The following is a 25,808-nucleotide window of genomic DNA, read 5'->3' as shown; positions in this document are numbered from 1 at the left end:
CCCGGCGCCGGCGGAGCTTCTGTAAGACCCCGCCCACGCGGGGCCCGAAGCGGCGAGGCCAAAACCCAAACCCCGCAAGGGGACGCCACATGAGCGTGCAACCAAAACACACTCAACGGCAACGGCTGCACTTCTGCGTCGGCGCTGGCCCGCACGGAGGCCCGGATCGCCCTGGGCACGCTGCTGGCGAACACCGGCTGGTTCGACCTGGCCGAAGCGCAGTGGCTGCCGAGCACCATGGTCCGCCGCCATCGACGGCTGCGGTTGACGCTGGCTTGACCGCGTCAGTCGGGCAACCGCAGCTCGGGCTTCTCCACCTCTTCGATGTTGACGTCCTTGAACGTGATCACCCGCACCTGCTTGACGAAGCGAGCCGGCCGGTACATGTCCCATACCCAGGCGTCGGCCAGGCGCAGTTCGAAGTAGACCTCGCCGTCGGAGTTGCGCGGCACCAGCTCGACGCTGTTGGCGAGGTAGAAGCGCCGCTCGGTCTCGACCACGTAGCTGAACTGCCCCACGATGTCCTTGTATTCGCGGTACAGCGAGAGCTCCATCTCGGTTTCATACTTCTCGAGATCTTCGGCACTCATCGGTTCAGCGGTCCTTTTGTCGGTGTGGCGTACATCATTCCTCAACCCAGTTCGCCATGCTGCGCTGCCTCCCCACCGAACCCGTCGTCGGGCATCCCATCCGGTGCCACGACCAACCTTCGCACGTTGATGAATGAGTACCGGTGCTGGCTGCACGGGCCCAGCGCGGCCAGCGCGGCCGTGTGCGCGGGGGTGCTGTAGCCCTTGTGCTCGGCGAAGCCGTAGCCAGGGTGGTCGGCCTCCATCGCGACCATCAGCCGGTCGCGACTCACCTTGGCCAGCACGCTGGCTGCGGCGATGCAGGCCGCGGCGGCGTCCCCGCCGACGACCGGCAGCGACGGCATCGGCAGGCCTGGGACCCGGAACCCGTCGCTCAGCACGTATCCCGGTCGCAGCGGCAGACCGGCGACGGCCCGCCGCATGCCCTCGATGTTGGCCACGTGGACACCGCGGCGGTCCACCTCGGTCGAGGGGATGAACACCACGTGATAGGCCAGCGCATAGCGGCGGATCAGGGGGAACAGCCGTTCCCGCTCCCGCTCCTGGAGCTTCTTGGAGTCGTCAAGGGCGGCCAGGCTCTCGAGCCGGTTGGGCCCCAGCACGCATGCCGCGACCACCAGCGGGCCCGCGCACGCCCCGCGGCCGACCTCGTCGACTCCGGCCACCGGGCCGAGGCCGCCACGGTAGAGAGCCGACTCGAGCGTGCGCAGCCCGCCGGACTTCCGGATCACCGCGCGGGGCGGCCAGGTCGCCGGCAAGGCAGGTCTCCTACTGCGAGGTCTGTGGATTCACGCTGGCGACGCCGCCCCAGCGGGACGGCGGCCATGCGATGAACCGCGCCTTGCCGATCACGTTGTCCACCGGCACGGTGCCCTCCATGGGGTCACCGGTGCACAGCAGGCCGCGCTGCGCGTCGGCGGGCAGGTTGGCGCAGTGGGCCCGCGAGTCGGCCGAATGGGTGCGGTTGTCGCCCATCACCCAGATCCGGCCGTCGGGGACCTTCACCGGCCCGAACTCGTTGCCCAGACACGGGTAGACGGCGGGGTCGGCCATCATCGTCGTCGGGTCGAGGTAGGGCTCATTCAGCTTCTTGCCGTCGACGGTCAGTCCGGTGGCGGCGCGGCATTCGACGGTTTGGCCACCGGTCGCGATCACACGCTTGACCAGATCGTTCTCGTCGGGCGGAACGAAACCGACGAACGACAACACGTTCTGCACCCAACGGATGGCCGGGTTGTCGGAGCGGATCGACTTGTAGCCGATGTTCCACGACGGCGGGCCCTTGAACACCACCACGTCGCCGGGTTCGGGCTCGGAGAACCGGTAGGTGAGCTTGTCCACCATGATCCGGTCGCCGACGCAGCCGGTGCAGCCGTGCAACGTCGGTTCCATCGACTCGGACGGAATCAGGTACGGCCGGGCGACGAACGTCAGCATGACGTAGTAGAGGACGACCGCGATGGTCAGCAGAATGGCGGCTTCGCGCACCGCACCGCGCTTGCGTTCCGGCGGATCCGAGTTCGCGTCGTCGTCGACGTCGTCGACGCCTTCGGTATCGGCAGCGTCGGTGGCGTCGGTGGCGTCGGTCGCGTCGGTGGGTCCGGTCACGCCATCAGAGTAGCCAGGGCGATGTCGACCGCCGCGCCGCAAGAGCCCCAACGGTCACACCCGTCCCCGGTGCGACGTCAGCGCTTCTCCTTGATCTTGGCCTTCTTGCCGCGCAGCTCGCGCAGGTAGTACAGCTTCGCGCGACGCACGTCACCGCGGGTGACGACGTCGATGTGGTCGATGTTGGGCGAATGCACGGGGAACGTGCGCTCCACGCCAACGCCGTAGCTCTCCTTGCGCACCGTGAACGTCTCGCGCACGCCGCCACCCTGACGGCGCAGCACGACACCCTTGAAGACCTGGATGCGCTCCTTGGAGCCCTCGATGACCTTCACGTGCACGTTGATGGTGTCGCCGGGGGCGAAGGCAGGGATGTCGTCGCGCAGCGACGTCTGATCGACGAAGTCCAGCGTGTTCATCGGTGACACTTCCTTGCTGTTCGCGGCTGCGGGCAGTCCGTCATGATTGCGACGTGGCGGCCGAGCCGAGGTCTCGTACTTTGGGTTCATCTCGCAGCAGACGGAGGCGCCCATTTCCTTGGGCGGCCCCCCACGTGCGCGGACAACTGCTCAATTGTGCCAGACGGCGCCCGAGCGGCGAAATCGCGTCGCGTCGGCCACACCCCGACCTCGTCAACATCACATGCAACACCCCGGCCACCTGAGGGCGCGGAGCGAGGCCTGAGCGGATAGGCTCGCCCCAACCGCGGTTGGGGGACAACGACCAAACCCACGGTTAATTCTCAACGTCTCGTCACACCCCTTTTCACGAGGAGGGCCATGCACCGGCGGCCGTCGACGCTGCTGATGGTCAGCGCTGTCGCCGTGGCCGTCGTGACGGTCGTGGCCGGCTGCGAGGCCAAGGTGTACGGCACTCCGCCGCCGCGGCCGGGCGGCCCGCAGCTCACCATCGTCGCCCCGCAGGGCAGCATGGCGCCGCTGCCCGAGGCCCCGCCCGACGAACCGGTGGCCGCCTTCACCGGACTCGACGTACGCGAGCGCCAGGCCACCGCCGAGGCGGCCAAGGCCGGTGCCGACATCACCGCTGCGGTCCTCGACCGCAACACCGGCCAACTCATTACGAACGGCAACGGCACCACCATCGCCATCGCGTCGGTGGTCAAGCTCTTCATCGCCGACGACCTGCTGCTACAGGTGTCCAACGGACAGACGCAGCTCTCCCCCGCCGACCGCCAGGCGTTCGACCAGATGCTGCGGCAATCCGACGACAGCGCGGCGGAGAACTTCTGGAACCGCGGCGGCGGCAGCGCGATCGTCACCCGCGTCGCCGCCCGCTACGGGCTGGGTTCGACGCGTCCGCCGAACAACGGGCGGTGGTTCAACACGATCAGTACGGCGACGGACCTGGTGCGCTACTACGACATGATGATGACGGGTGCGGGCGGGTTGCCGCCGGAACAAGCCAGTGTCATCCTGTCCAACCTGGCGGCGTCGACCCCGATGGCGATCGACGGAATGATGCCTGGGGGCGTCTACCCGCAGCGCTTCGGCATTCCCGACGGATTGTTCGCCGAACCCGTTGCGGTCAAGCAGGGCTGGATGTGCTGCATCGGCGCCGACTGGATGCACCTCTCGACCGGCGTCATTGGCCCGGATCGCCGCTACATCATGGTGATCGGGTCCATGCAGGCCGCCGACGCCGACACCGCACGCAGCACCATCACCCAGGCCGTCAAGACGATGTTCCCGACCGGGCAGATCTAGCGGTCCGGCTCGGACGGAACGGATCGCCTCCGTCGCAGCGTCGTATCAGTCTCGGGCGGATGATCCGATTGCCTGGCGCACCGCGTCTGCGAAGGCTGCGGGCGCTTCGATGGGCAGCATGTGCGCGGCACCGGGTACTCGGATGGTGCGAGTAACCGGAATCTGACCGACCAACTTCGCATGGATATGGTCGAAGAATGGATTGCTGTCCTCGCCGAGTATGTAACCGATCGGAACTCCGCCGTCACGGATCTTTCGCGTCGAAATGGGCTCCATGAGCGCGTTGAACGGATGCGGTGCGAACGCGCCAAGGATTGCGCTGGTGTTCGCGTAGAAGCGTTGCTTGTCGGTGTCGGGCAGGTCCTTCCAACCATTCCCGCCGTGCCGGTCGGCGAATGCCCACTCATAGAACACGTCCACCGCGCGGCGCGGATTCCGTTGCAGTCGAGCGACATTCATCCGAACGAAGGTGCGGGCCAAGGGCGTCGTCAGATATCTCAGCGCGTGGAATTGCGGCTCGAACACCACCGCACCATTGAGCAGGTCGGGCCGTTCCGCGGCCAGGGCCAGTGCCAAGCCTGCACCGCTGCTCCAGCCGACCACCGTCGCCCTGCCCCCGGCGGCGACCTGCTCGATGACGGCAGCAGCGTCTCGGATGTGGATCCGCGCGTCGGCTACCGGCCGGTGGGTCGAGCGACCGAAGCTGCGCAGGTCGTAGGCGATCACTCGGTGATCTGCGACGAGAAGATCCATGATGGGCTCCCAGACCTCGATCTGCATGCCCATGCCATGCAGGAACACGAGCGCATGACCCTCGCCGCGATCCTCATAGGCCAAATCGACACCGTCGAGCACTAGTCGCTTCATAACATCACCCCCGATCTGATTCGGAACGAATAGGACTGACTATGACCGACCGGTTCGACAATGCATCGGGTTTTCGCGCTGAGGACCTTATCGCGGCCGCTTCGCCCTGCCCGCTCGACAAGGTGCTTCCCCCGTCAGTCCAGCAGATCCGGGCGCCGCTCGCGGGTGCGCTGCAGCGACTGCTCGTGTCGCCAGGCAGTCACCTTCGCGTGATCGCCGGACAGCAGCACCGCGGGCACGTCGAGGCCGCGCCAGCTGACCGGCCTGGTGTAGCTCGGCCCCTCCAACAACCCATCGGAATGCGAATCATCCTGGTGTGAAGCGGGATTGCCAAGAACGTCGGGCAGCAGGCGGACCACCGCCTCGATCATGACGAGGGCCGCGGACTCGCCACCGGGCAGCACGTAGTCCCCGATCGACACCTCCTCGACCCGGATGCGGCGGGCGGCGTCGTCGGCGACCCGCTGGTCGATGCCCTCGTAGCGGCCGCACGCGAACACCAGGTGCGACTCGGCGCCCCAGCGCTGGGCGTCGACCTGTGTGAACAGTCGGCCCGCGGGCGTCGGCACGACGAGAAGCGTTTCATCCGAACAGATCTCGTCCAGCGCCTCGCCCCATATCGGGGCGGTCATCACCATGCCAGGGCCGCCGCCGTACGGTGAGTCGTCGACCGAGCGGTGCACGTCCCGGGTCCAGCGGCGCAGATCGTGCACGCCGAGCTCGATGATGCCCGCGCCGATCGCCCTGCCGGGCAACGACTGTCGCAATGGTTCGAGGTAGTCGGGGAAGATCGTGACGACGTCAATGCGCACGGCTAGATCGCGTCCAGGTCCAGCAGGCCGTCGGGCGGCTCGATCTCGATCCCGTCGGTGAGCGACACCGACGTCACGATCGCACTCACGAACGGCACCAGCACCTCGGCGTCGTCATCGGTCTTGACCGACAACAACTCCCCCGCCGCGGTGTGCAGCACCTCGGCGACCACGCCGACGTCGGCACCCGCGGCGGTGCGCACCCGCAGCCCCTCCAACTGGTGGTCGTAGAACTCGTCGGGGTCGTCGATCGGCGGCAGGTCGGCGGCGTCGACCACGAACAGGGTGCCCCGCAGCGCGTCGGCGCCGTTTCGGTCGGCGACCCCGGCCAGGCGAATCAGCAGCCGGCCGGCATGCTCACGGACGGTCTCGACGACGTAGTCGCGCATCGGGCCGCCGCCGCGGCCCGGCTTGCCGCGCAGCGTCTTACCTGGTGTGAACCGCTCGGCGGGATCGTCGGTGCGGACGTCGACGACGACCTCGCCGGTGATGCCGTGCGCCTTGGCGATCCGCCCGACAACGAGGTCCATGTCGCTACTGGTCGGTGTCCACCACGTCGACGCGGATGCCACGGCCGCCGATGCCGGCCACCAGGGTGCGCAGCGCGGTGGCGGTGCGGCCGCCGCGGCCGATGACCTTGCCCAGATCCTCGGGGTGAACGTGCACCTCGACGGTGCGCCCGCGGCGGTTGGTCACCATGTCGACGCGAACGTCGTCGGGGTTGTCGACGATCCCGCGCACCAAATGCTCGACGGCGTCGACGACGACAGTGCTCATTCTGCGGCGGGGGCGGACTCGGCAGGCGCCTCGGCGGCCGCAGCAGGCGCGGCCTCGGCAGGCGCCTCAGCGGTGTCGGCAGGCGCGGTCTCGGCTTCCTCGGCCTTCTTGGCCGGAGCCTTCTTCTTCTTGGCCGTGGTCGCCTCGCCGGTGGGCGCGTCGTCAGCCGCGGCCAGTGCCGCGTTGAACAGGTCCAGCTTGCTCGGCTTGGGCTCCTTGAACTTCAGCGTGCCCTCGGTTCCGGGCAGGCCCTTGAACTTCTGCCAATCGCCGGTGATCTTCAGCAGGGCGAGGACCGGATCGGTGGGCTGGGCACCGACGCCGAGCCAGTACTGCGCGCGCTCCGAGTCGATCTCGATGATGCTCGGGTCTTCCTTCGGGTGGTACCGGCCGATGACCTCGATGGAGCGGCCATCGCGGCGGTTGCGCGCGTCGGCGACGGAGATGCGGTACTGGGGATTGCGGATCTTGCCGAAACGGGCGAGTTTGATCTTGACAGCCATGGTCGAGCGACTTCTCCTGTGATTGCCACGCGTGCAATTCAAGCGACACCGGCGGGATGCCGGGTCCGGTTTTGCCTTGCGTGTGTGACCGCCGCGCAGCCGTAGTCGCGGGGCAGACAGCCGCCCATTGTGCCAGAACAGGCCCTATCGGTGAAAATCCGACTCTCGGGAGGGCCACGCACCGGATGGAACGGTGACTGTCATGCTGGACCCATGGCATCACTGCGCGATCGGTTGTTGTCCACCGTGGCCGGGCAGCTCGGCCGCCCACACGGGCTCCTGAGTCCGCTCGTCGCACGCGTGCTGAATCGGGGAAATGAGCGGGCGATCGCCGCCGCCGTGGACTCCGCGGAGATTGCGCGCGGTTCGGTCGCAGCGGACATCGGTTTCGGCGGCGGAATCGGCCTGCGACTGCTGCTGGATCGCGTCGGCGACCAAGGCGTCGTACATGGCATCGAGATCGCCGACGACATGCTGCGCCGCGCCAGGTCGCGATTCGGCCGCGACGTCCAGTCCGGCCGGTTGCTTCTTTCGTCCGGCTCGATGACCGCGCTTCCGTTGGGCGACGGCTCGGTCGACGCGCTCATCACCGTCAACACCGTGTACTTCATCTCCGAACTCGACGCGGCCTGCGCGGAACTCGCGCGGGTACTGCGTCCTGGCGGACGTGCGGTGATCGGGATCGGCGATCCGGACGTGATGGCACGGTTGCCGTTTGCACCGCACGGTTTCACCATTCGCCCCGTCGGCGAAATCGCTGCGGCCCTTCAGAATTCGGGCCTGCAGGTCGAGCAGCGCCGGATCGGCGAGAAGCCGATGCCGCGCTACCTGTTCGTCGGCAGCCAGGACTGACCTGCTCAGACGATCTTGTCGAAGCAGTTCTCCTCTTGTGACTCGAGGCGAAAGTGTCACGCTCTCGAGGGGGTGACGCCGATGGCGGTTGCGTCCTCGCAGTATCAATGCTCAGGACAAGGCTCCTCTCGGTCAAAGAACCGAACCGATGGCCATGAGCCGTCATTTCGAGCGGGACCTCATAAAGTGCTTATGAGAAGCTGTGAAGAAAGGTGGGACAGGTACCCGCGAATATGGGACCTCCACTTGGCCACGGGGATTTCTGTGCTCAGCCGGAACCTCCGAATATCACACAGCGAAGGTATGAGTTAGCTGTGTATTCCAGGGCAGCTCGCGGCAATCTATCTCTATTTGCTATAAATTCCCAAGAACGGTTGTCTTAGCACTAGATCCAACATTATTTAAGCAGCACGCCAGTTGCTGAGTAATTGTCAGCAATAGAACAGGGCGTCAATTGGCGTCCGCGGGCCAGGGTGGCACTCGCCCGGCATCATGCACCTGTTCATCGGACCCGCTAGTTTCATCTGACCCGGCCGCCGGGCAGATCTGCTCAATTTTCTATCGACGTTGCCGAATTGTTTCTGATCACTGAGAGGTGAGGTTGTCAATGGGCAGTTCGCAGCACAACCCGGCGTCCGCGCTAGCGGAGAAGTCGGCGTTGATCACAGGGATCACGGGTCAAGACGGGATGTATCTTGCCGAGTTGCTGTTGTCAAAGGGCTATCGGGTGTTTGGTCTGGTGCGTGGCCAGAACAACCCGAAGGCGGTTGCGCTGCACCGCGATCTGCCGGCAGTCACTCAAATCAGCGGCGACCTGGTGGACTTCTCCAGCTTGGCCCGAGCGATGTCGATCGCTCAGCCCGACGAGGTCTACAACCTCGGTGCAGTGTCGTTCGTCGCCTACTCATGGGTGAATCCCTGGATGACCACCGAGGTTACCGCCGGTGGCGTCCTCAAGATGCTGGAAGCAATCCGTCAGTATCAGGACCTATCCGGCAGATCCGTCCGCTTCTATCAGGCCTCGAGTGCGGAAATGTTCGGCAAGGTCCAAGAAGTCCCGCAGCGGGAGTCCACACTGCTGTGGCCGCGATCGCCCTACGGCGTGGCGAAGGCCTACGGCCATCACGTGACCGTCAACTACCGCGAGTCGTTCGGACTGCATGCCAGCTCGGGGATCTTGTTCAACCACGAATCGCCACGCCGCGGTATGGAATTCGTGACCCGCAAGATCACACATGCCGTCGCTGGGATCGCGTTGGGGGTCCAAGACGTTGTCTGGCTCGGCAACGTGCACGCGACACGGGATTGGGGGTTTGCCGGGGACTACGTCGAGGCAATGCACCGGATGCTGCAGCAAGACGACCCAGACGACTACATCATCGCTACTGGCGAAACGCATTCAGTCGGTGAGCTTCTTGACGCTGCGTTCGGGGCCGTCGGCATCGACAACTGGAAACCCTACGTACGCTTCGACGACGCTCTGATACGGCCGGCCGAGGTCGACCAGCTCACCGGTGACGCCGGAAAGGCCCGCACCGTGCTGGGCTGGGAACCGACGGTCCTGTTCGCCGAGTTGATCGACATGATGGTGCGTCACGACCTCGACCAGATCCGTTCTGCACCCGGGATGACGGCCAGTGTGCGTGGAGGCGTGCCCCGATGATGCGTCACTTCGCGACGTGCCTCACCTGCCCAGGTGAATTCGGGTGCTGCCTGGAGGCTGATGCATGACCCGGGTGACGTTCCTGTTATCGAAAGATCCCGTCACCGAGCGCGGTGGTGACCTCGACACGTCGCGGATCGTGATGCGTCTGGCCGCCCAGGCATTCGACGTCTCAGCGATTTGCCTCTCGTCTGCCGCACCGGGTTCGGAGATAGTGGATTTGGTGCCCGGCGGTCTCCCCCTCACCCGGGTCCAGAAATCCCCTGTGGTCCCCCGTCGGCTGCTTTCGGACTCCATTCGCTCGCGGCGCAGCATCGTGCATGTGCGGTTCGACCTCGACTCACTGCTGCCCGCAATCGAGGCCAGCGACGCCGACATCTTCGTCGCCGAGCACAGCTACATGGCCGAAACATTCATGCGCACTGGCCATTTCGGTATGAAGGGCCTGATCGTCAATACCATCAACACCGAATCCCAGGTGTGGCGCGCGACCCATGGGCTACTTGTGCGCCTCGAATGGCGACGTATCTTGCGCGACGAGCTACGGATCGCCCGCGCTGCACACGCCGTTGGCGTCTATGACGTCGACGAGGCGGACTTCTACCACCAACACGGAGTGCACGGCGCACGCTGGCTGGACCTGACAGCGCCTCCCTCCCACCGGCTTGATCTCTCGGCAACACCGCCCCGGCTGGTTCACCTGGGCACCCGAGACTGGCCGCCCAACCAGGAAGGGTTCCTCAGAGCGCTGGAACTCTGGCCGCAGATCTCGGCGGGAATCCCCGGTGCGGAACTCTGCGTGGTCGGAGCGAAGAAGCCCGGCGCCACCGACCCGACTTACCCGCCCGGCGTCCGCGATCTCGGCTTCGTCGAAGACTTGGACGCCGTCCTCGGAACCTGCCGGGCATTGATGGCACCGATCAGGACCGGAGGCGGTCTGCGGGCCAAACTCCTCGACGCGGCGAGTCGCGGACTACCAGTCGTGGCAACGACTCCAGCCATCGGATCCCTCGGCCCACTACTCGGGCTGCGAGCCCATGACACCGACGAAAGCTTTGTGGGCGAGTGCCGCCGGCTGCTTCTGGACCGCGACGCCGCGTGCTCAGCCGGTTCGCAGCTATACGAGCGGAACCGGCAACACTGGGCACGAGGCCGCCCGAGACACAGTGTCGAGAAGCTACTCGAAGCAGGTGCCCCCACCCGCCCCCGCGCATGAACCGAGGCGTTCACACGATCTTGTCGAAGCACTTCTCCTCGACGCGACGGGTCATGCGCCAGCCCTCGGCCGTGCGGACGAACTCGTCGACGTACCAGAGCCCGCAGAACATCACCTGCTGCTTTTCGCCGCCGAGCACCATCGGGTTGAAGCACAGCGTGCGGGAGGTGGCGGTGTCGCCGTCGGGAGAACGGGAGACGCGCACGTCGAAGTTTCCGAGCAGATGCGAGTACGCCGGAAAGTTCGGCAGTATCTCGGCGAGCCACGCCTTCACCTCGGCGAACGGGCCGTCGATCCCGCCCATCGCCCGGTAGTCGATGTAGGCGTCCGGGGTGAAGACCTGGTCGAGGTCGTCGAACCGGCGGGCGTCGATCGCCGTCGAATAGGCCACCAGCAATTGTTGGATCTCGAGACGGTCGGAGATCTCTTCCAGGCTCAGCACGAGTCGATTGAACACCCACCGATCAGACCGGCAACTCCCGGCCGGACGTCAGCTCTGTGGGCCGTCCGACGGCGGCCACTCCTCGCCGGGTGAGACGTGGCCCGGCTCGGTGAAGTCACCGCGGGTCAGCGGCACCCACTGCTCGATCTGCGCAGGCTGCTCGGACGGGAAGTCGGCGAGCAGACCTGACGGTTCGGCGTCCCACGCCTCGAAGGTGAGCGACGTCTGAAGCCAGCTCTGCAGCAGCAGGTAGGTCGCCTCCAGCGAGTCCAGGTGGGTCCGCTCCCACCCGTGGCTGCCGTCGAGCCCGAATGCCACCAACGCCGCGCGGGTATTCGCGCCGGCCTCGATCGCGGCTGCCGCGTCGGAACGGTAGTAGCGGAAGATGTCGCGCGCGTGGGAGATGCCCAGTTCCTTGGCCAGGCGGCAGAGGTTGCGGGTGAGGTGGTAGTCGAACGGGCCGTGCAGGTCGGCCATCGGGATCGTGACGCCGTCCTCGATCGAGTGCTGACCGGGCGCGCACACGGCGTTGTCCACCGAGACCAGCTCGGCCACGTCGGGTGGAAGCCCGTGACTGGCGCCGTGCCCGACCTCCTCGGTGATGGTGACCATGATCGTCGTGCGGTGCGGCAGCACGATCTTCTGTTCGGCGACGTTCTTCGCCAGGGCCAGCGCGACCGCCACCCCTGCCTTGCCGTCGAGGTGGCGGGCCACCACGAACCCGTCCGCGGTGAGCTCCGGGCTGGCGATCAGCGCGACGAAGTCGCCCACCTGAAGCCCGAGGGCTTCCAGGTCGGCCCGCGACGACACCTTGCAATCCACCCGGACCTCGACGTGATCCCAGTCGGTCGGCTGAGTGTCGATGTCGTCGCCGAAGGCGTGTCCGCTGGCCTTGAGCGGCATGACCGTTCCGGTGAAGAACTCGTCGATGTCGTCGGGGAAGATCCGTACCCGCGCCCCTGCGGCGAACCGTGCCGAGAAGGTGCCGACCGGCACCAGCGCGAGCCGACCGTTGTCCTTCAGATCCCGCACCATGCACCCGATGGTGTCGGCATGCACCACCAGTGCGCGGTCGGTGGTGGCCGACGCGCCAGGCAGTTCCGCCGTGAGCGCACCGCGGCGCGTCAGCGTGAACGGCACGCCGAGGTCGTCCAGGATGCCGCCGATCAACTGCATCACCGCGTCGGTGCGCCCCGAAGGACTCGGGGTCTGCAGCAGCGCCAGCAGAGTGTCGACCATCCAGCTGCGGTCCGCCTCGGGCATCCGCGGTGTGGCGGAGCTGGGATCAGTCAAGGTCGCCTTCCAAGGGTTCGATTCAGTCGACACGAGCCTATCTAGTCTCAGGTCTGCTCGACGGGGTCGGGCTGCCAGGCCCACGGCGTCGCGGCGGTGCGCGGGAAGAGCAGGTCCACGAATGCCTGTGCCGTGGGTCGTGGTTCGTGATTCGCCAGGCCGGGTCGCTCGTTGGCCTCGATGAAGGCGTACTCCTCCCCGGCGACCGACGGCACGATCAGGTCGATGCCTGTGACCGGTATGCCGATCGCGTACGCGGCGTCCACGGCCACCTTCGCGAGTAGCGGGTTCAGGTCGTCGGTCACGTCGCGGATGGTTCCGCCGGTGTGCAGGTTCGCCGTGCGGCGGACGACGAGGTGCTCGTTGGCGGGCAGTACGTCGTCCAGGCTCCAGCCCGCCTCGCGCACCGTGTCGGTGGTGACGTCGTCGAGTGGGATGACGGATTCCCCGTGCGTGGCGGCCGCTCGCCGACGGCTCTGCGCCTCGACGAGCTGGCGGACGGTGTGGGTGCCGCTGCCGACCACCTCCGCCGGACGGCGCAGGGCAGCGGCGATGACCTTTCCGCCGATGACCACGATGCGCAGGTCCTCACCTTCGCACCGCTCTTCGAGCAGCACGTCGGGACAGTGCTGCGCGGCGAACGCGATGGCGCGGTCGAGGTCGTCGGGCTTGGTCACCCCGACCGTGATGCCTGCGCCCTGCTCGCCCCGCGCCGGTTTCACCACGACCGAACCGACCTTCTCGAGGAACTCGTGATCCTCGGCGGTCGAGGTCGCGGTCATGCCCTGCGGCACCCGGATCCCGACGTCGGCCACGACTTTGCGGGCGACGCGCTTGTCGTCGCATCGGCTCATCGCGATGGCGTTGGTCAGCTCGGACAGCGATTCCCGGGTGACCACACTGGTGCCGCCGTGGGTGAGCTGGAGATAACCGCCCTTGGCATCGAGCACCTGGACGGCGATGCCGCGCATGATGGCCTCGTCGGCGATGATGCGGGCATATGGATTCAGCTGGGCGAGCTCTTCCTCGGCCATCACGGGTGCGAAGAGCCGCTCGTTGATGGCGTTCTTGCGCTTGATGCCGAGCACGGGGACGCGGGTGAACCCCATCCGCTCGTAGAGCGCGATGGCGCCCTCATTGTCGTGCAACACCGAGAGATCCATCTGCGAGCGTCCCCGCCGGATGAACACCTCGATCAGCGACCGCACCAGCAGTCCGCCCACCCCGGGCCGCGACAGCGTCGGGTCGACCGCAAGACACCACAGGCTTGACCCGTTCTCCTCGTCACCGAAGAGCTGGGCGTGGTCGATTCCCGTGACGGTGCCGACCAGCTTGCCGGTCTCGTCGTCCGTGGCGACCAGGTACACCATGTGCGGCTCGGAGTGACTGTTGTTCCACATCAGCTCGACGTCGGCGGGCACCATGCGGCACTGCACGTAGATCTGGTTGATGCCCGCGCAGTCCTCGATGGAGTTCACCCGTCGCACCGATACCCCCGGCACCGACGGCGGCTGGTATTCACCGAACTCGGCGAAGTTCAAGCGGTAGGTGAAGCTCGGGTCGATGAAGAACTCCTGCGGATGCAGGGCGACGAAGACGTGCGGCGCGTCGAGGTACATCCCGATGTCGCGGCGGCCGCTGGCCTCTGCGCGCAGGGCTGTGCCGAACTGCTCGGGGTCGTCGAAGGTCTGGCCGAACACCAGCCGGCCCCAGCCGAGGTCCTGGACGACGCCGACGGCGGGCTCGTCATGCCCGGCCTGCGCGGTCATGACGTCGTGACCCCGTCGATGTTGCGGGCGAGCCACAGCTCGAGCAGGCCGATCTGCCAGAGCGGGTTCCCGCGCAGAGGTGTGAGGTTGCCGTTGGGCTCCGCGAGCAGCCCGTCGACCGCCTCGGGCGCGAACAGACCGCGATCACGCGCCGCGGCACTGTGCAGCGCGTCCCGGACCAGGTCGAGGTACGGCCCGGCCAGGTGCTTGAGGGCCGGCACCGGGAAGTAGCCCTTGGGCCGGTCGATGACCTCGTGCGGGATCACGCGGCGCGCCGCCTCTTTCAACACGCCCTTGCCGTCCTGCGCCGTCTTCAACTCCGGCGGGCAGGTGGCGGCGAGTTCGACCAACTCGTGGTCGAGGAATGGCACGCGGCCCTCCAGGCCCCAAGCCATGGTCATGTTGTCGACGCGCTTGACCGGGTCGTCGACCAGCATGACGGTGGTGTCCAGCCGCAGCGCCCGATCGGTCGCGGTGGCGGCGCCCGGGTGCGAGAAGTGCTCGAACACGAACTCTTCGGACACGTCGGTGTCGAGCCGCCATCGCGGTTGCAGCAGCCGGTTCACCGATTGGTGGTCGCGGTCGAAGAACGCCTGCCGGTAGCGGGACAAGGCGTCGTCGACGTTGTTGTCTCTGGCGTGCGCCATCGGCGGATACCAGTGGTATCCGGCGAAGATCTCGTCGGCGCCCTGCCCCGACTGCACGACCTTGACGTGCTTGCTGACCTCTTCGGACAGGAGGTAGAACGCCACGCAGTCGTGGCTCATCATGGGCTCGCTCATCGCCCCGATCGCGCCCGAGAGAGAGGGCAGCATGCGGGCGGTGTCGATGCGGATCTGGTGGTGATCGGTGTCGTAGTGGCGGGCGATGACGTCGGAGTACTTGAACTCGTCCCCCTCCTCACCCCCGGCGGCTTCGAAGCCGATCGAGAACGTCGCCAGGCCGTGCTGGCCGGCCTCGGCGAGCAGCCCGACGATCAGGCTGGAGTCCAGGCCGCCCGACAGCAGGCAGCCCACCGGCACGTCGGCGACGAGGCGGCGCTCGACCGCGGTGCGGAGCGAGGCGAGGATGGCCTCCTCCCACTCGGATTCCGACCAGTTCGCCCGCTCCGCCGACCGCTCGAACACCGGCTCCCAATAGGTTTCCTGGGTCCGCTTGCCGTCCGGCTCGATGCGCATGATGGTCCCGGGCGGGAGCTTGCGGACGCCCCGCAGGATCGTGTGCGGCGCAGGCACGACGGAGTGGAAGGTGAGGTAGTGGTGCAGGGCGACCGGGTCGATCTCGGTGTCCACGCCGCCTGCTGCCACCAGGGCGGGTAGCGACGAGGCGAACCGCAGGCTGCTAGTGCCGTGCCCTTCGGAGGTCTCGCACCAGTACAGCGGCTTGACGCCGAGCCGGTCCCTGGCGAGCACCACCCGTCCGGTGTCGAGTTCGGTCACGGCGAAGGCGAACATCCCGTAGAGGTGGTCGACCACGCGCTCGCCCCATTCGCGGTAGCCCTTGAGGACCACCTCGGTGTCGCTGTGGGAGAAGAAGCGATACCCCTTGGCCAGCAGTTGGCGGCGCAGCTCGGGGTAGTTGTAGATGCATCCGTTGAACGCGACGGTGAGCCCGAGGTCCGGGTCGTGCATGGGCTGGTGCCCGTGGCTGGACAGGTCGATGATCGCCAGCCGCCGGTGGCCGAGGGCTACGCCTTCCCGCGCCCAGACACCGCTGCTGTCCGGGCCGCGGGACTCCATGGCGATCGTCATCGCCTCGATGGCCGCAAGGCTGGCCGGGCGCCCTTGAGCGATCTCACCGGCGATGCCACACATGGCGTTCGGCCCCCTGACGGTCTTGGCGCACAACGTTACGGCGACGACGTGATCACTGTCGCCGTACGGCCGGCCACGACGTCGCTCGCGCCGGGTGTGTTGCCCGAAACCCACCATGTTCAAACACGACGTGGCACGGACCACCGCTCCTGGCACGAGGTTGGGGTCGGTAGGGTCAGCGGACATGGTCAGGCTCGTCGCCGCTCTCGCGGTATGCCTCGCGGCACTACTCCCCGGCACGTTCGCTCCCGTCGCATCGGCCGACATCGACGTCCAGCCCGTCGGCACGGCGCAGATTCCGGACGGTCCCGCGCCCGCGTGGATCGTCGCCGACATGGACACCGGTCAGATCCTCGCGGGGCGCGACGAGTACGCGAGGCACGCACCCGCGAGCACGATCAAGACGCTGCTGGCCCTGGTCGTCCTCGACGAACTGCCGCTGGACGCCACGGTGGTCGCCGACGACGCCGACGCCAAGGTGGAGTGCAACTGCGCCGGGGTAAAGGCAGGCCACACGTACACCACCAGAGAACTCCTCGACGGCCTGCTCCTTGTCTCGGGCAACGACGCCGCCAACACCCTGGCGCACATGCTGGGCGGCAGGGACGTGGCCGTGGCGAAGATGAACGCCAAGGCCGCATCACTCGGCGCAATGGACACCATGGCCGGGTCGCCCTCGGGGCTGAACGGACCCGGAATCGACGGGTACACCACGCCGCACGATCTGGCCGTCATCTTCCGTGCGGCACTGGCCAATCCGGTGTTCGCCGGCATCACGTCGTCCCCGGCGGCACCCTTCCCCGGAGACGCCGGACCGGTGAACCTGGTCAACCAGGACGAGATGCTGGCCCGCTATCCGGGCATGCTCGGCGGCAAGACGGGATTCACCGACGTCGCCCGCAAGACGTTCGTCGGCGCCGCGCAACGGGACGGTCGGCGACTTGTGGTCGCGATGATGTACGGCCTGATCAAGGAGGGTGGCCCGACGTACTGGGATCAGGCCACCGCCCTGCTGGACTGGGGTTTCGCCCAGGACCGGTCGGTGAGCATCGGCGCGCTGTAGGGCCGATACCCGACGGAGACCTGATCGCGCGCCTGGCGTGTCCGCAGCGCCATACGCTCGTGCTCCGTGCGAAGACTTCTCGCGGCGATGGCGCTCGTCGTCACCGCGGCGTTGACCGCACCAGTCGCATTGGCTCAGCCCGACGTCGAACCCGTCGGCGCGGTCGTCGCTCCGCCCGACGGTCCCGCGCAGGCCTGGCTGCTGGCCGACCTCGACAGCGGGGCGGTCCTCGCCGCCAAGGACCCCTACGGCTCGTACGCTCCCGCGAGCACGATCAAGGTGCTGCTGGCGATGGTGGTGCTCGACAACCTCAACCCGAACTCGTTCGCGCGGGCCAACCAGTCCCACACCGAGGTCGAGTGCTCGTGCGTTGGGCTGACGCCGGGTCAGGCCTACACCACCACCCAGCTGCTCGCGGCGCTGCTGATGGTGTCCGGCAATGACGCCGCCAATATGCTCGCCGACATGCTCGGCGGGCAACGCGCCACGGTGGCGGCGATGAACGCCAAGGCACAGCAACTCGGTGCGCGCAGCACCCGCGCGGCGTCGCCGTCCGGGCTCGACGGACCCGGCTGGGAAACCGTCACCTCGCCGCACGACCTCGCCGTGCTCTTCCGCCAGGCACTGAAGTACCCGCTGATCGCGCGGATTCTGCAGACGCAGTCGGCCGCGTTCCCCGGCAAGACGATCACCGCGCAGAACGAACTGCTGGCGCGTTACCCCGGCGATCTCGGCGGCAAGACCGGCTACACGAACCTCGCCCGCAAGACCTATGTCGGTGCGGCGCAACGCAACGGCAGACGACTCGTCGTCGTGCAGATGTACGGCACCGGCGATCTCTACGGTCAGGCGACCGCGTTGTTCGACTGGGGCTTCAGCCACTAAACCGCAGGCACCTCGGCGAACGCGCGGACCGGGAACGTCCCGAATCCCTCGACCGCAGGCGGAGCCGCAGTGAACCGGGCACCCTGCGGCGGCAGGGCGGCCAGGTTCGCGAGGTGCTCCACGACGTGCACCCCCGCGCCAAGCAGCAGCGTGTGCGCCGGACGTTCGCCACCCGACTCGGTGTCGTCGACGTTGACCGAGTCGATGCCCACCAGCACCGCGCCCGCATCGATGAGGTACTGGGTTCCCTCGGCGGTCAAAAACGGTGCGCCGAACCCATATTCGGCCGTTCCGAAGTGCTGGTCCCATCCGGTGTGCAGCAGCACGGCGGCGCCGCGCACGTCACGGTCGGCCAGGGTCTCCGCGCGGATGCCGCGCCGCGTCGGATCCCACGCGTCGGTCAGGTGGAACACCTCGGCGCGCAGCCCGACCAGCGTCGACAGGTCGAGTCCGGCCAGGTCGAGACCGTCGGCGTAGCGGTGAAAGGGTGAATCCAGATACGTCCCGGTGTTGCCGATCATCGTGATGAGGTCCATGGCGAACTCGGTGCCAGGGGCGTATCGCGAGCGGGAGTCCTCGCGGGTCAGGTGCGGTGTGATGACGGGCGGGGGAAGCCCAGGGTAGGTCACCAGACCCGCGCGGATCGAGTGGCTGAGGTCGACGACTTGCGTTGTCGCGCCGCGGTTTCCGGATGCCGAATCGACCCCGCGGCTGCCGCGGTGGGGTTCCTCGACGATCCGCAGCTCGCGGAGTTCGACGACGTCGACCAGGGCAAGCCCGAGATGCTGCACCAGCAGCCGGCCGAGCGACGCCTCGTCGAGGTCCGCTGACGGCACGTCGAGCCGGAATCCCCTGCCGGTGAGGTCCCCACCGTTGGCGAAGCGAATCGTGAAGTCGAAGTGGGCGCGATGGTCCGGCATGCCCGAGAGCGTACGGCGGGCGACGCGCCGACGAGATCGTGGCCTGCTGCGGCGGGATGGACGCGGCCGCCTCTCACGCGTACGTCAACGAGCTGATCAAGACCCCACCGATACGTGCGGGACGTGTACTGAGGCGTGACATCCTGGGGCGATGGATCGCCTCTCGATCATCGATTCCGAATCACGCCGGTTCGCCGATGTGCTATCCGCCGTCGACCCCGACAGCCGCTGCACCACCTGTCCGGACTGGACCGCCGCCGACCTGTTGTGGCACCTCACCGAGGTTCACTTCTTCTGGGCCGGAATCCTCGGGCGAGACGTCCGGTCCGAGGCCGACCTCCCGGCGGTCGAACAGGCCAAACCAGCGCGTCCAGAAGCCTTGGCGGACCTGCTTTCTCTGCGTGCGCAGGCGACGGCCGCCTTGCTGGAGACCCTCGCGACCCGGGCCGACGCCGAGCCCTGCTGGTCGTGGTGGCCGCCTGATCAAACCGTCGGCTTCACCCGGCGCATGCAGACCTATGAAGCGACGATGCACCGCGTCGACGCGGAGTTGACGGCGGGCTTGCCGATCAGTCCGATCGCCAAGGACGTGGCCGCTGGCGCCATCGACCACGCGGTGGACGTGATGTGGGGCTGGAAACCCGACGATGCGACCTACCGGGCCCAGTGTGTCGTGGAGTTCGTGGCCAGCGACACCGGCCAGCGGTGGCTCGCCGAGGTCGGGAGTTGGGCCGCGCCCGGCAACGATGGCGACGGCCCAATGGCGACGCGCGCCACCGGGGGCGAGCCGACGGCGACCGCGACTGCACCCGTCGTGGATCTTGCGCAGTGGGCGTGGACGCGCGGTGCGGGGGCACGGGTTTCGGGACAACCAGAGTCCGTCGCTACGTTGAATGCCGTCGTCGCACAAGGCATGCCGTGAGGCGAGCTCAGCGGTAGACCTTGCCGCGCAGGATCACCAGGTCGGGGTTGTTGAGCACGTCGGCGCCGCCGCGGGGATCCTCGGTGTAGCAGATGAGGTCGGCCGACGCGCCGTGCTCGAGTGCGGGCCTGCCCAACCACCTGCGGGCGTCCCAGCAGGCCGCCCCGAGCGCGTCGGTGGGGCTCATCCCGATCGTCTTGAGCGCGTCGACCTCGTCGGCGATCCGGCCGTGAGCGATCATGCCGCCCGCGTCGGTCCCGGCATAGATCGGAACGCCGGACTCCCACGCCGCGGCCGTCCTTTCGGGGCATGACGCGTACAGGTCGCGCATGTGGGCGGCGTAGGTCGGATACTTGGCCGCGGCGTCGGCGATGCCGGGGAAGTTCTCGGTGTTGATCAGCGTGGGCACCAGTGCGGTGCCGAATTCGAGCATCAGCGCGATGGTGTCGTCGGTGATGCCCGTGCCGTGCTCGAGGCAGTCGATTCCGGCGGTGATGAGCCCCGGCAGCGCGTCCTCGCCGAACACGTGGGCGGTCACCCGGGCCCCCTCGGCGTGGGCGGCGGCGATGGCGTCCTTGAGAACCTCGTCCGACCACAGCGGCGCCAGATCTCCGACGCTGCGGTCGATCCAGTCCCCGACCAGCTTGACCCAGCCGTCGCCGCGGCGCGCCTGCTCGGCAACGGCGGCGGGTAGCTCGGACTCGTCCTCGAGGTCGATCGGCAGGCCCGGGCTGTAGCGCTTGGGCCTGGCGAGGTGGCGGCCGGCACGGATGATGCGGGGCAGGTCGTCGCGGTCGTCGAGGCTGCGGGTGTCGATCGGCGAGCCGGCGTCGCGCAGCAGCAGGGCGCCCACGTCGCGCTCGGTCTCCGCCTGCGTGATCGCTTCGTCGAGCTCGATGGCTCCGTCGGCGCCGAGGCCGACGTGGCAATGCGCGTCGACCAGACCGGGCAGGATCCAGCCGCCAGCCCCATCAGCACCGAACACCGTCTCCGCGTCGGCCACGGGTTCGGCGCTCAGAACACCGTCGACCATCCACCATTCGACGGGCTCGCCGTCGGGCAACCCGCGGCCGCGGACGTGCAGCGTCATCTGCTCTTCGTGCAAGCGCTCATCGCCCGCAACGTTAGTTCTTGCCGGGGAACTTCAGCTTGGACAGATCGATGTCGGCCAGCCCCGGCGGCAGCTCGTCGAGACCCTTCGGCATGTTCGAGAGGTCGGGGAACCCGGCAGGCAGGCCGGGCGCTCCGGCGCCGAGCGGATTGCGCACCTTCGGTGGCGTCGGACCGCGCCCGCTCTTCTTGCCCTTCTTGCCCTTGCCCTTGGCGTTGCGACTTCCACCCTTGCGGCCGAACGGCATTCCCATCTGACCGGCCATCTGCGACATCATCTTGCGGGCCTCGAAGAACCGGTCGACGAGTTGGTTGACCTCGGAGACCGCCACCCCGGATCCGTTGGCGATGCGCAGCCGGCGGGACGCATTGATGATCTTCGGGTCGGTGCGCTCGGCGGGTGTCATGCCGCGGATGATGGCCTGCACGCGGTCGAGTTGGCTGTCGTCCACGGCGGCCAGCGCGTCCTTCATCTGGCCTGCGCCGGGCAGCATGCCAAGCAGGTTGCCGATGGGTCCCATCTTGCGGATCGCCAGCATCTGCTCGAGGAAGTCCTCGAGGGTGAGCTCGCCGGAGCCGATCTTGGCGGCGGCGGCCTCGGCCTGGTCGGCGTCGAAGACCTGCTCGGCCTGCTCGATCAGGCTGAGCACATCGCCCATGCCCAGAATCCGGCTTGCCATCCGGTCGGGGTGGAAGACGTCGAAGTCTTCGAGCTTCTCGCCGGTGGACGCGAACATGATCGGCACGCCGGTGACCTCGCGCACCGACAGCGCGGCCCCACCGCGGGCGTCGCCGTCCAGCTTGGTCAACACCACGCCGGTGAAGCCCACGCCCTCGCGGAAGGCTTCTGCGGTGGTGACGGCGTCCTGGCCGATCATGGCGTCGAGGACGAACAACACCTCGTCGGGATCGACGGCCGCACGGATCGCGGCGGCCTGGCTCATCAGCACTTCGTCGATGCCGAGCCGGCCCGCGGTGTCGACGATGACCACGTCGTAGTGCTTGGACTTGGCCTCGGCGAGGCCCGCGGCGGCCACGGCGACGGGGTCGCCGGCCGTCATCTGCTCGATGCCTCCACCGTCGGGCGACACGCCGGGATGCGGCGCGAACACCGCGACGCCGGCACGCTCACCGACGATCTGCAGCTGGTTGACCGCGCCAGGCCGCTGCAGGTCGCACGCCACCAGCAACGGCGTATGGTCCTGCCCCCGAAGCCATTTGGCGAGCTTTCCGGCCAGCGTCGTCTTACCGGAGCCTTGCAGGCCCGCCAGCATGATGACCGTGGGCGGGGTCTTGGCGAACGCCAGCTGCCGGGTCTGTCCGCCGAGGATGCCGACGAGTTCCTCGTTGACGATCTTGACGACCTGCTGCGCCGGGTTGAGCGCGCCGGAGACCTCAGCGCCCCTGGCACGGTCCTTGATGCGGGCGACGAACTCGCGCACCACGGGAAGCGAGACGTCCGCCTCCAGCAGGGCGAGCCGGATCTCGCGGGTGGTCGCATCGATGTCGGCGTCGGTTAGCCGCCCCTTGCCACGGAGCCCCGTGAGGGCTCCGGTCAACCGGTCGGATAGGGATTCAAACACCCGACCAGCCTAACCGGGGTGGCGCTGCGCCGACGCCGCGGGCGAGTCGCTTGCGGGGCCGACGGATACCACCTCGTATACGATTCTGGATACAAAGGCAGGAGTGACGGCATGAGCGATCTCGCGGACCGGGTGTTCGTCTTGCTCCGCGACGACCTCATGTCCGGAAAGCTGCCGCCGGCCGAGCGGCTCGCGGAGATTTCTCTGGCGGAGCGTTATGGGGTGTCCCGGACGCCGGTTCGCGAAGCGCTGGCCCGGTTGCTCGCCGACGGCCTCGTCGAGCGGCGGGAGCGGGGGCTGTACCCCTACCGGCCGAGCCTGAAGGATCTGGACGGCCTCTACGAACTTCGCACCACCGTGGAGTTGCGCGGCATCGTGCGCATCGAGGAGGACGGTGACCGGTCGCACGACCACGACGTCCTCGGCCCGGAATTGGACCGCTGGCAGGCCTTCGCCGCCTCCTCCCCCAGCCCCGACGCCGGCTTCGTTGCCGAGGACGAGCGGTTCCACGTCCAACTGCTCGCGTCGGCGGGCAACCAGGCCCTGGTGGCCGCGCTCGAACTGGTCAATGTGCGGATTCGCCCGGTGCGGATGTTCGACTACCTCACCGAGGACCGCATGCAGGCCACGATCGCCGAGCACATCCAGGTCGCCGAGCGGGTTCTCGACGGCGACCTGGTCGCGGGCCGCCAAGCCCTTCTGGCGCACATCGAGGGATCGCGCGATGTCGCGATCGACCGGGCCAGCCGTGCCCTGTCGATGGCCGGCATCGTGATGGCATTGCGGGCCTGACGCGCGCATAGGTGAATCTCGCGTCAGCTGGCTTCGGACACCGACTTGGGCGGCGGCGGCGCGGGTAGCACCGCGTACATCTCCCGCTCGAGTTCCTCACGGGCCGCCGTGTAGTCGGCCGTGCCCGCACCGGCACTCAGCGCGGGCACCACGATGCCGAACACGTCGTCGACCGACGATCCCCGCGTGGTGACCCTGGCCCAGACGATGTCGAGGCCGTCGCGTTCGATGACCGCCGACAGTCGCGCCAACAACCCGGTGCGGTCGGCGCTGCGGATCTGCACGACGTACTCCCCCGGCGAGGTGCCGTCGAACCAGAGGATCCGTGGAGGTGCGGCCGCCTCGTTGACGGGCACCGCGGCGAGGATCTCACCGGCCCTGGCGGTGTTCGTGGCGGCCGCTTCCAGATCGCGGCGTTCGAGGGTTCCGATCACGTCGAGATCGCCGTCGAGCGCGAGGATGAACTGCTGGCGCACCAGTTCGGCGGCGGGCGGTGTGCCGAAGTGCGGCGAAACGACGAACGTGTTGATCGCCACACCGTCGTGGCTGTTGACCGACGCGGAGTGCACCCGCAGCGAGTTCAACGCGAGCACGCCCGCGGCCTTGGACAGCAGACCGCGGCGGTCCGGGGCGATCATCGTGACGTTGTAGACGTGCGCGTCGGCCGGCGTCAGGTCGACGTGCACGCCGCCATCGGCTGCCAGCTCCAGATAGTGCGGCTCGATGGGATCTGGTTGCGGCAGCGGCTCGCCCGCCATCACCAGCCGGCAGCGCCGCACCAGGTCGCCGATCAGGGAGGCCTTCCAGTCGCCCCACACACCGGGGCCGGTGGCCAGGGCGTCGGCCTCGGCCAGCGCGTGCAACAACTCCAGCAGCACCGTATCGCCACCGAGTGCGTCGACCACCGCGGCAATGGTCTTGGGATCCTGCAGATCTCGCCGGGTCGCGGTGTCCGGCAGCAGGAGGTGGTAGCGCACGATCTTGGACAGCACCTCGACGTCGGACGGCCACATTCCCAACCGGGTGCCGATCTGGGTCGCCAGGTCCGCGCCGATGACACTGTGGTCGCCGCCGCGACCCTTGCCGATGTCGTGCACCAGCGCGCCCAATACCAGCAGATCGGGCCGCGACACCCGGGTAGTGAAAGCGCTTGCCCGCGAAACGGTCTCGACGAGGTGACGGTCCACCGTCCAGATGTGCACGACGTCGCGAGGCGGTAGGTCGCGTACCGCGCCCCATTCGGGAAAGAGCCTGCCCCACAGGCCGGTCCGATCCAGCGCCTCGACAGTGGCCACCGTTGCGGGCCCGGCTGCCATCATCACGAGCAGATCCTTCAGCGCCTGGCGGGGCCACGGCGTGCGCAGCTCCGGCGCCGCCTCGGACAATCGACTGAGCGTGGACGCCGCCATCGGCAGCCCGGTGGTGGCCGAGGCCGCGGCGACGCGCAGGATCAGGCCCGGATCGCGTTCGGGCCGCGCATCCCTGGCCAGGATGACCTCTCCCCCGAACTCGATCACCCCCTCGTCCAACGGTCTGCGGACGGGACGCCGCAGCGCGGCGAAACCGCGACGGGGCAACGCGTTGGCCGCGGTACGCACGCCTGCGTCGACGTAGTAACTGATCGTGCGGGCGGCATCGCTGAGCATGCGGGCCAGGTCGAACCGGTCACCGATGCGCAGCGCGGCGCCGATCTCGTCGGCGTACTGGGCCTGCAGCATCTCCCGGCCCCGGTGTGAGGATCGGTGCAGTTCGGTGCGCACGTTGAGCAGCGCGAGGTGGGCGTCGCCGAGGGTGCCCGTCGGCGATGCCAGCGACCGGCTGGGGTATACGTCGGCGAGTTGGGCGATCGCAAGCGCATTGAGCAACTGAACGTCGCGGAGCCCGCCGCGTCCGTTCTTCAGGTCAGGCTCGGCACGGTGGGCGATCTGCCCGCTGCGCTGCCACCGCGCCTGGGTGTGTTCGACGAGCTCTTCGAAGCGCGATGCGATTCCGGTGCGCCACTGCCTGCGCGCCCCGCCGACCAGCAGCGCTGACAGGTCGGAGTCACCCGCGATGTGGCGGGCGTCGAGCATGGCCAGGCCCGCCGAGATGTCCTCGCCGGCGACCTGCAGCGCCTCGGGTACCGTCCTGACACTGTGATCGAGGTGAATGTTGGCGTCCCACAACGGGTACCAGAGCAGCTCGGCGACGCCCGCGACGATGTCGGGTGGCATGTTGTCGTGCACCAGCGTCAGATCGAGATCGGAGTACGGCAGCAGTTCCCCCCGGCCCAGACCACCGGTGGCGACGATGGCGAAGCCACTGGTCGCCGTGATGCCGATCTCGGCGGCCTTTGTGGTGAGCCAGAATTCGTTCAGATCGAGCAGGGCATCACGCAGCGCGGCGGAATCGAGCTGCTTGGATCCGCCGTTGAGCAGTTGTTGGGCCGCCTTCGCCAGGTCGTTGGCCGGGCGGGACGGACCCGCCGCCGGTGCCTCCCATCGAGAGGCCCCGGCGGCGGGATCTGGTGTCTGCTTTGTCATCTCGGCCTTCCCCGGCGCAGCGATTGATTCACACTCGGTGCTCGTCCGGGAGACAGAGCCTCAGATGGATCGGTTCACGGG

General features: G+C 67.8%; 25 protein-coding genes and 1 pseudogene. 9 read left to right on the top strand and 17 right to left on the bottom strand.

Annotated features, from left to right (window positions below; all coding sequences use genetic code 11):
* Positions 1-284: 284 nt before the first annotated feature.
* From QOC69_RS34550 to rplS, 4 genes are all read right to left on the bottom strand, one after another.
* Positions 285-590: a DUF2469 domain-containing protein gene (locus QOC69_RS34550; RefSeq protein WP_102142913.1), complete on the bottom strand. Its 306-nt coding sequence runs from the start codon at positions 588-590 to the stop codon at positions 285-287.
* 41 nt (positions 591-631) lie between these two features.
* Complete coding sequence (locus QOC69_RS34545; RefSeq protein ID WP_526447087.1) at positions 632-1,348, bottom strand: ribonuclease HII; 717 nt, start codon at positions 1,346-1,348, stop codon at positions 632-634.
* Positions 1,349-1,358: 10 nt separating this feature from the next.
* Positions 1,359-2,198, bottom strand: a complete 840-nt coding sequence (lepB, locus tag QOC69_RS34540) for a signal peptidase I (RefSeq protein ID WP_526447085.1) — start codon at positions 2,196-2,198, stop codon at positions 1,359-1,361.
* A gap of 77 nt (positions 2,199-2,275) precedes the next feature.
* Positions 2,276-2,617, bottom strand: coding sequence for a 50S ribosomal protein L19 (rplS, locus tag QOC69_RS34535; RefSeq protein WP_526447083.1), 342 nt, complete (start codon positions 2,615-2,617; stop codon positions 2,276-2,278).
* Positions 2,618-2,977: 360 nt separating this feature from the next.
* Here rplS and QOC69_RS34530 point away from each other — a divergent pair, with 360 nt between their 5' ends.
* Positions 2,978-3,922 (top strand): serine hydrolase, encoded by a 945-nt coding sequence (locus QOC69_RS34530; RefSeq protein WP_526447081.1) that lies wholly within the window; start codon positions 2,978-2,980, stop codon positions 3,920-3,922.
* Positions 3,923-3,967: 45 nt separating this feature from the next.
* Here the strand turns inward: QOC69_RS34530 and QOC69_RS34525 are convergent, their stop codons facing one another.
* From QOC69_RS34525 to rpsP, 5 genes are all read right to left on the bottom strand, one after another.
* On the bottom strand, positions 3,968-4,789 hold the full coding sequence (locus QOC69_RS34525; protein ID WP_526447079.1) for an alpha/beta fold hydrolase: 822 nt from the start codon (positions 4,787-4,789) through the stop codon (positions 3,968-3,970).
* 134 nt (positions 4,790-4,923) lie between these two features.
* Positions 4,924-5,601, bottom strand: coding sequence for a tRNA (guanosine(37)-N1)-methyltransferase TrmD (trmD, locus tag QOC69_RS34520; RefSeq protein WP_526447077.1), 678 nt, complete (start codon positions 5,599-5,601; stop codon positions 4,924-4,926).
* 2 nt (positions 5,602-5,603) lie between these two features.
* Positions 5,604-6,131, bottom strand: a complete 528-nt coding sequence (gene rimM / locus QOC69_RS34515; RefSeq protein WP_526447075.1) for a ribosome maturation factor RimM — start codon at positions 6,129-6,131, stop codon at positions 5,604-5,606.
* 4 nt (positions 6,132-6,135) lie between these two features.
* Positions 6,136-6,378: an RNA-binding protein gene (locus tag QOC69_RS34510; RefSeq protein ID WP_140687820.1), complete on the bottom strand. Its 243-nt coding sequence runs from the start codon at positions 6,376-6,378 to the stop codon at positions 6,136-6,138.
* Positions 6,375-6,881, bottom strand: coding sequence for a 30S ribosomal protein S16 (gene rpsP, locus QOC69_RS34505; protein ID WP_526447072.1), 507 nt, complete (start codon positions 6,879-6,881; stop codon positions 6,375-6,377). The genes QOC69_RS34510 and rpsP overlap by 4 nt, the downstream gene beginning before the upstream one ends.
* A gap of 213 nt (positions 6,882-7,094) precedes the next feature.
* On the opposite strand from rpsP, the gene QOC69_RS34500 reads away from it, so the two are divergent.
* From QOC69_RS34500 to QOC69_RS34490, 3 genes are all read left to right on the top strand, one after another.
* Positions 7,095-7,733, top strand: coding sequence for a methyltransferase domain-containing protein (locus tag QOC69_RS34500; protein ID WP_526447070.1), 639 nt, complete (start codon positions 7,095-7,097; stop codon positions 7,731-7,733).
* A gap of 607 nt (positions 7,734-8,340) precedes the next feature.
* Entirely contained in the window at positions 8,341-9,396 is a 1,056-nt protein-coding gene (locus QOC69_RS34495) for a GDP-mannose 4,6-dehydratase (protein WP_526447068.1), read from the top strand.
* Positions 9,397-9,460: 64 nt separating this feature from the next.
* Entirely contained in the window at positions 9,461-10,612 is a 1,152-nt protein-coding gene (locus tag QOC69_RS34490; RefSeq protein ID WP_526447066.1) for a glycosyltransferase, read from the top strand.
* 10 nt (positions 10,613-10,622) lie between these two features.
* On the opposite strand, the gene QOC69_RS34485 is transcribed toward QOC69_RS34490, so the two are convergent.
* From QOC69_RS34485 to QOC69_RS34470, 4 genes are all read right to left on the bottom strand, one after another.
* A complete protein-coding gene (locus QOC69_RS34485) occupies positions 10,623-11,054 on the bottom strand; it encodes a nuclear transport factor 2 family protein (protein ID WP_526447093.1) in 432 nt (143 codons plus the stop codon).
* A gap of 48 nt (positions 11,055-11,102) precedes the next feature.
* On the bottom strand, positions 11,103-12,317 hold the full coding sequence (locus QOC69_RS34480) for an osmoprotectant NAGGN system M42 family peptidase (protein WP_526447091.1): 1,215 nt from the start codon (positions 12,315-12,317) through the stop codon (positions 11,103-11,105).
* Positions 12,318-12,394: 77 nt separating this feature from the next.
* Complete coding sequence (ngg, locus tag QOC69_RS34475) at positions 12,395-14,116, bottom strand: N-acetylglutaminylglutamine synthetase (protein ID WP_526447064.1); 1,722 nt, start codon at positions 14,114-14,116, stop codon at positions 12,395-12,397.
* Positions 14,113-15,930, bottom strand: coding sequence for an N-acetylglutaminylglutamine amidotransferase (locus QOC69_RS34470; RefSeq protein ID WP_526447089.1), 1,818 nt, complete (start codon positions 15,928-15,930; stop codon positions 14,113-14,115). Before QOC69_RS34470 ends, ngg begins: the two co-directional genes overlap by 4 nt.
* A gap of 184 nt (positions 15,931-16,114) precedes the next feature.
* Here QOC69_RS34470 and QOC69_RS34465 point away from each other — a divergent pair, with 184 nt between their 5' ends.
* Together QOC69_RS34465 and QOC69_RS34460 are read left to right on the top strand one after the other, a co-directional pair.
* Entirely contained in the window at positions 16,115-16,993 is an 879-nt protein-coding gene (locus QOC69_RS34465; RefSeq protein WP_526447062.1) for a D-alanyl-D-alanine carboxypeptidase family protein, read from the top strand.
* Between the two features lie 66 nt (positions 16,994-17,059).
* On the top strand, positions 17,060-17,878 hold the full coding sequence (locus tag QOC69_RS34460) for a D-alanyl-D-alanine carboxypeptidase family protein (RefSeq protein ID WP_526447060.1): 819 nt from the start codon (positions 17,060-17,062) through the stop codon (positions 17,876-17,878).
* Here the strand turns inward: QOC69_RS34460 and QOC69_RS34455 are convergent.
* Positions 17,875-18,798, bottom strand: a complete 924-nt coding sequence (locus QOC69_RS34455; protein ID WP_526447058.1) for a cyclase family protein — start codon at positions 18,796-18,798, stop codon at positions 17,875-17,877. The two genes, QOC69_RS34460 and QOC69_RS34455, sit on opposite strands and share 4 nt — an antisense overlap.
* A 32-nt stretch (positions 18,799-18,830) precedes the next feature.
* On the opposite strand from QOC69_RS34455, the pseudogene QOC69_RS34450 reads away from it, so the two are divergent.
* Both QOC69_RS34450 and QOC69_RS34445 read left to right on the top strand, forming a co-directional pair.
* A pseudogene (locus tag QOC69_RS34450) lies at positions 18,831-18,930 on the top strand (oxidoreductase); the annotation flags it as partial.
* A gap of 19 nt (positions 18,931-18,949) precedes the next feature.
* Positions 18,950-19,720 carry a maleylpyruvate isomerase family mycothiol-dependent enzyme gene (locus QOC69_RS34445; RefSeq protein ID WP_526447056.1) on the top strand — a complete coding sequence of 257 codons (771 nt, stop codon included), beginning with the start codon at positions 18,950-18,952 and terminating at the stop codon, positions 19,718-19,720.
* A 7-nt stretch (positions 19,721-19,727) separates the two neighbouring features.
* On the opposite strand, the gene QOC69_RS34440 is transcribed toward QOC69_RS34445, so the two are convergent.
* Both QOC69_RS34440 and ffh read right to left on the bottom strand, forming a co-directional pair.
* A complete protein-coding gene (locus QOC69_RS34440; protein WP_526447054.1) occupies positions 19,728-20,810 on the bottom strand; it encodes an amidohydrolase family protein in 1,083 nt (360 codons plus the stop codon).
* Between the two features lie 34 nt (positions 20,811-20,844).
* On the bottom strand, positions 20,845-22,413 hold the full coding sequence (gene ffh / locus QOC69_RS34435; protein WP_526447052.1) for a signal recognition particle protein: 1,569 nt from the start codon (positions 22,411-22,413) through the stop codon (positions 20,845-20,847).
* Between the two features lie 111 nt (positions 22,414-22,524).
* Between ffh and QOC69_RS34430 the strand changes: the two genes are divergently transcribed.
* Positions 22,525-23,205: a GntR family transcriptional regulator gene (locus QOC69_RS34430; protein ID WP_526447050.1), complete on the top strand. Its 681-nt coding sequence runs from the start codon at positions 22,525-22,527 to the stop codon at positions 23,203-23,205.
* 23 nt (positions 23,206-23,228) lie between these two features.
* Here the strand turns inward: QOC69_RS34430 and QOC69_RS34425 are convergent, their stop codons facing one another.
* Positions 23,229-25,727, bottom strand: a complete 2,499-nt coding sequence (locus QOC69_RS34425; protein WP_526447048.1) for a [protein-PII] uridylyltransferase — start codon at positions 25,725-25,727, stop codon at positions 23,229-23,231.
* Between the last annotated feature and the right edge of the window lie 81 nt (positions 25,728-25,808).

Origin of the sequence: Mycobacterium sp. (assembly GCF_032162105.1) — a bacterium.
Taxonomy (GTDB): Bacteria; Actinomycetota; Actinomycetes; order Mycobacteriales; family Mycobacteriaceae; genus Mycobacterium.
This window is presented reverse-complemented; position numbering and strand designations above follow the sequence as displayed.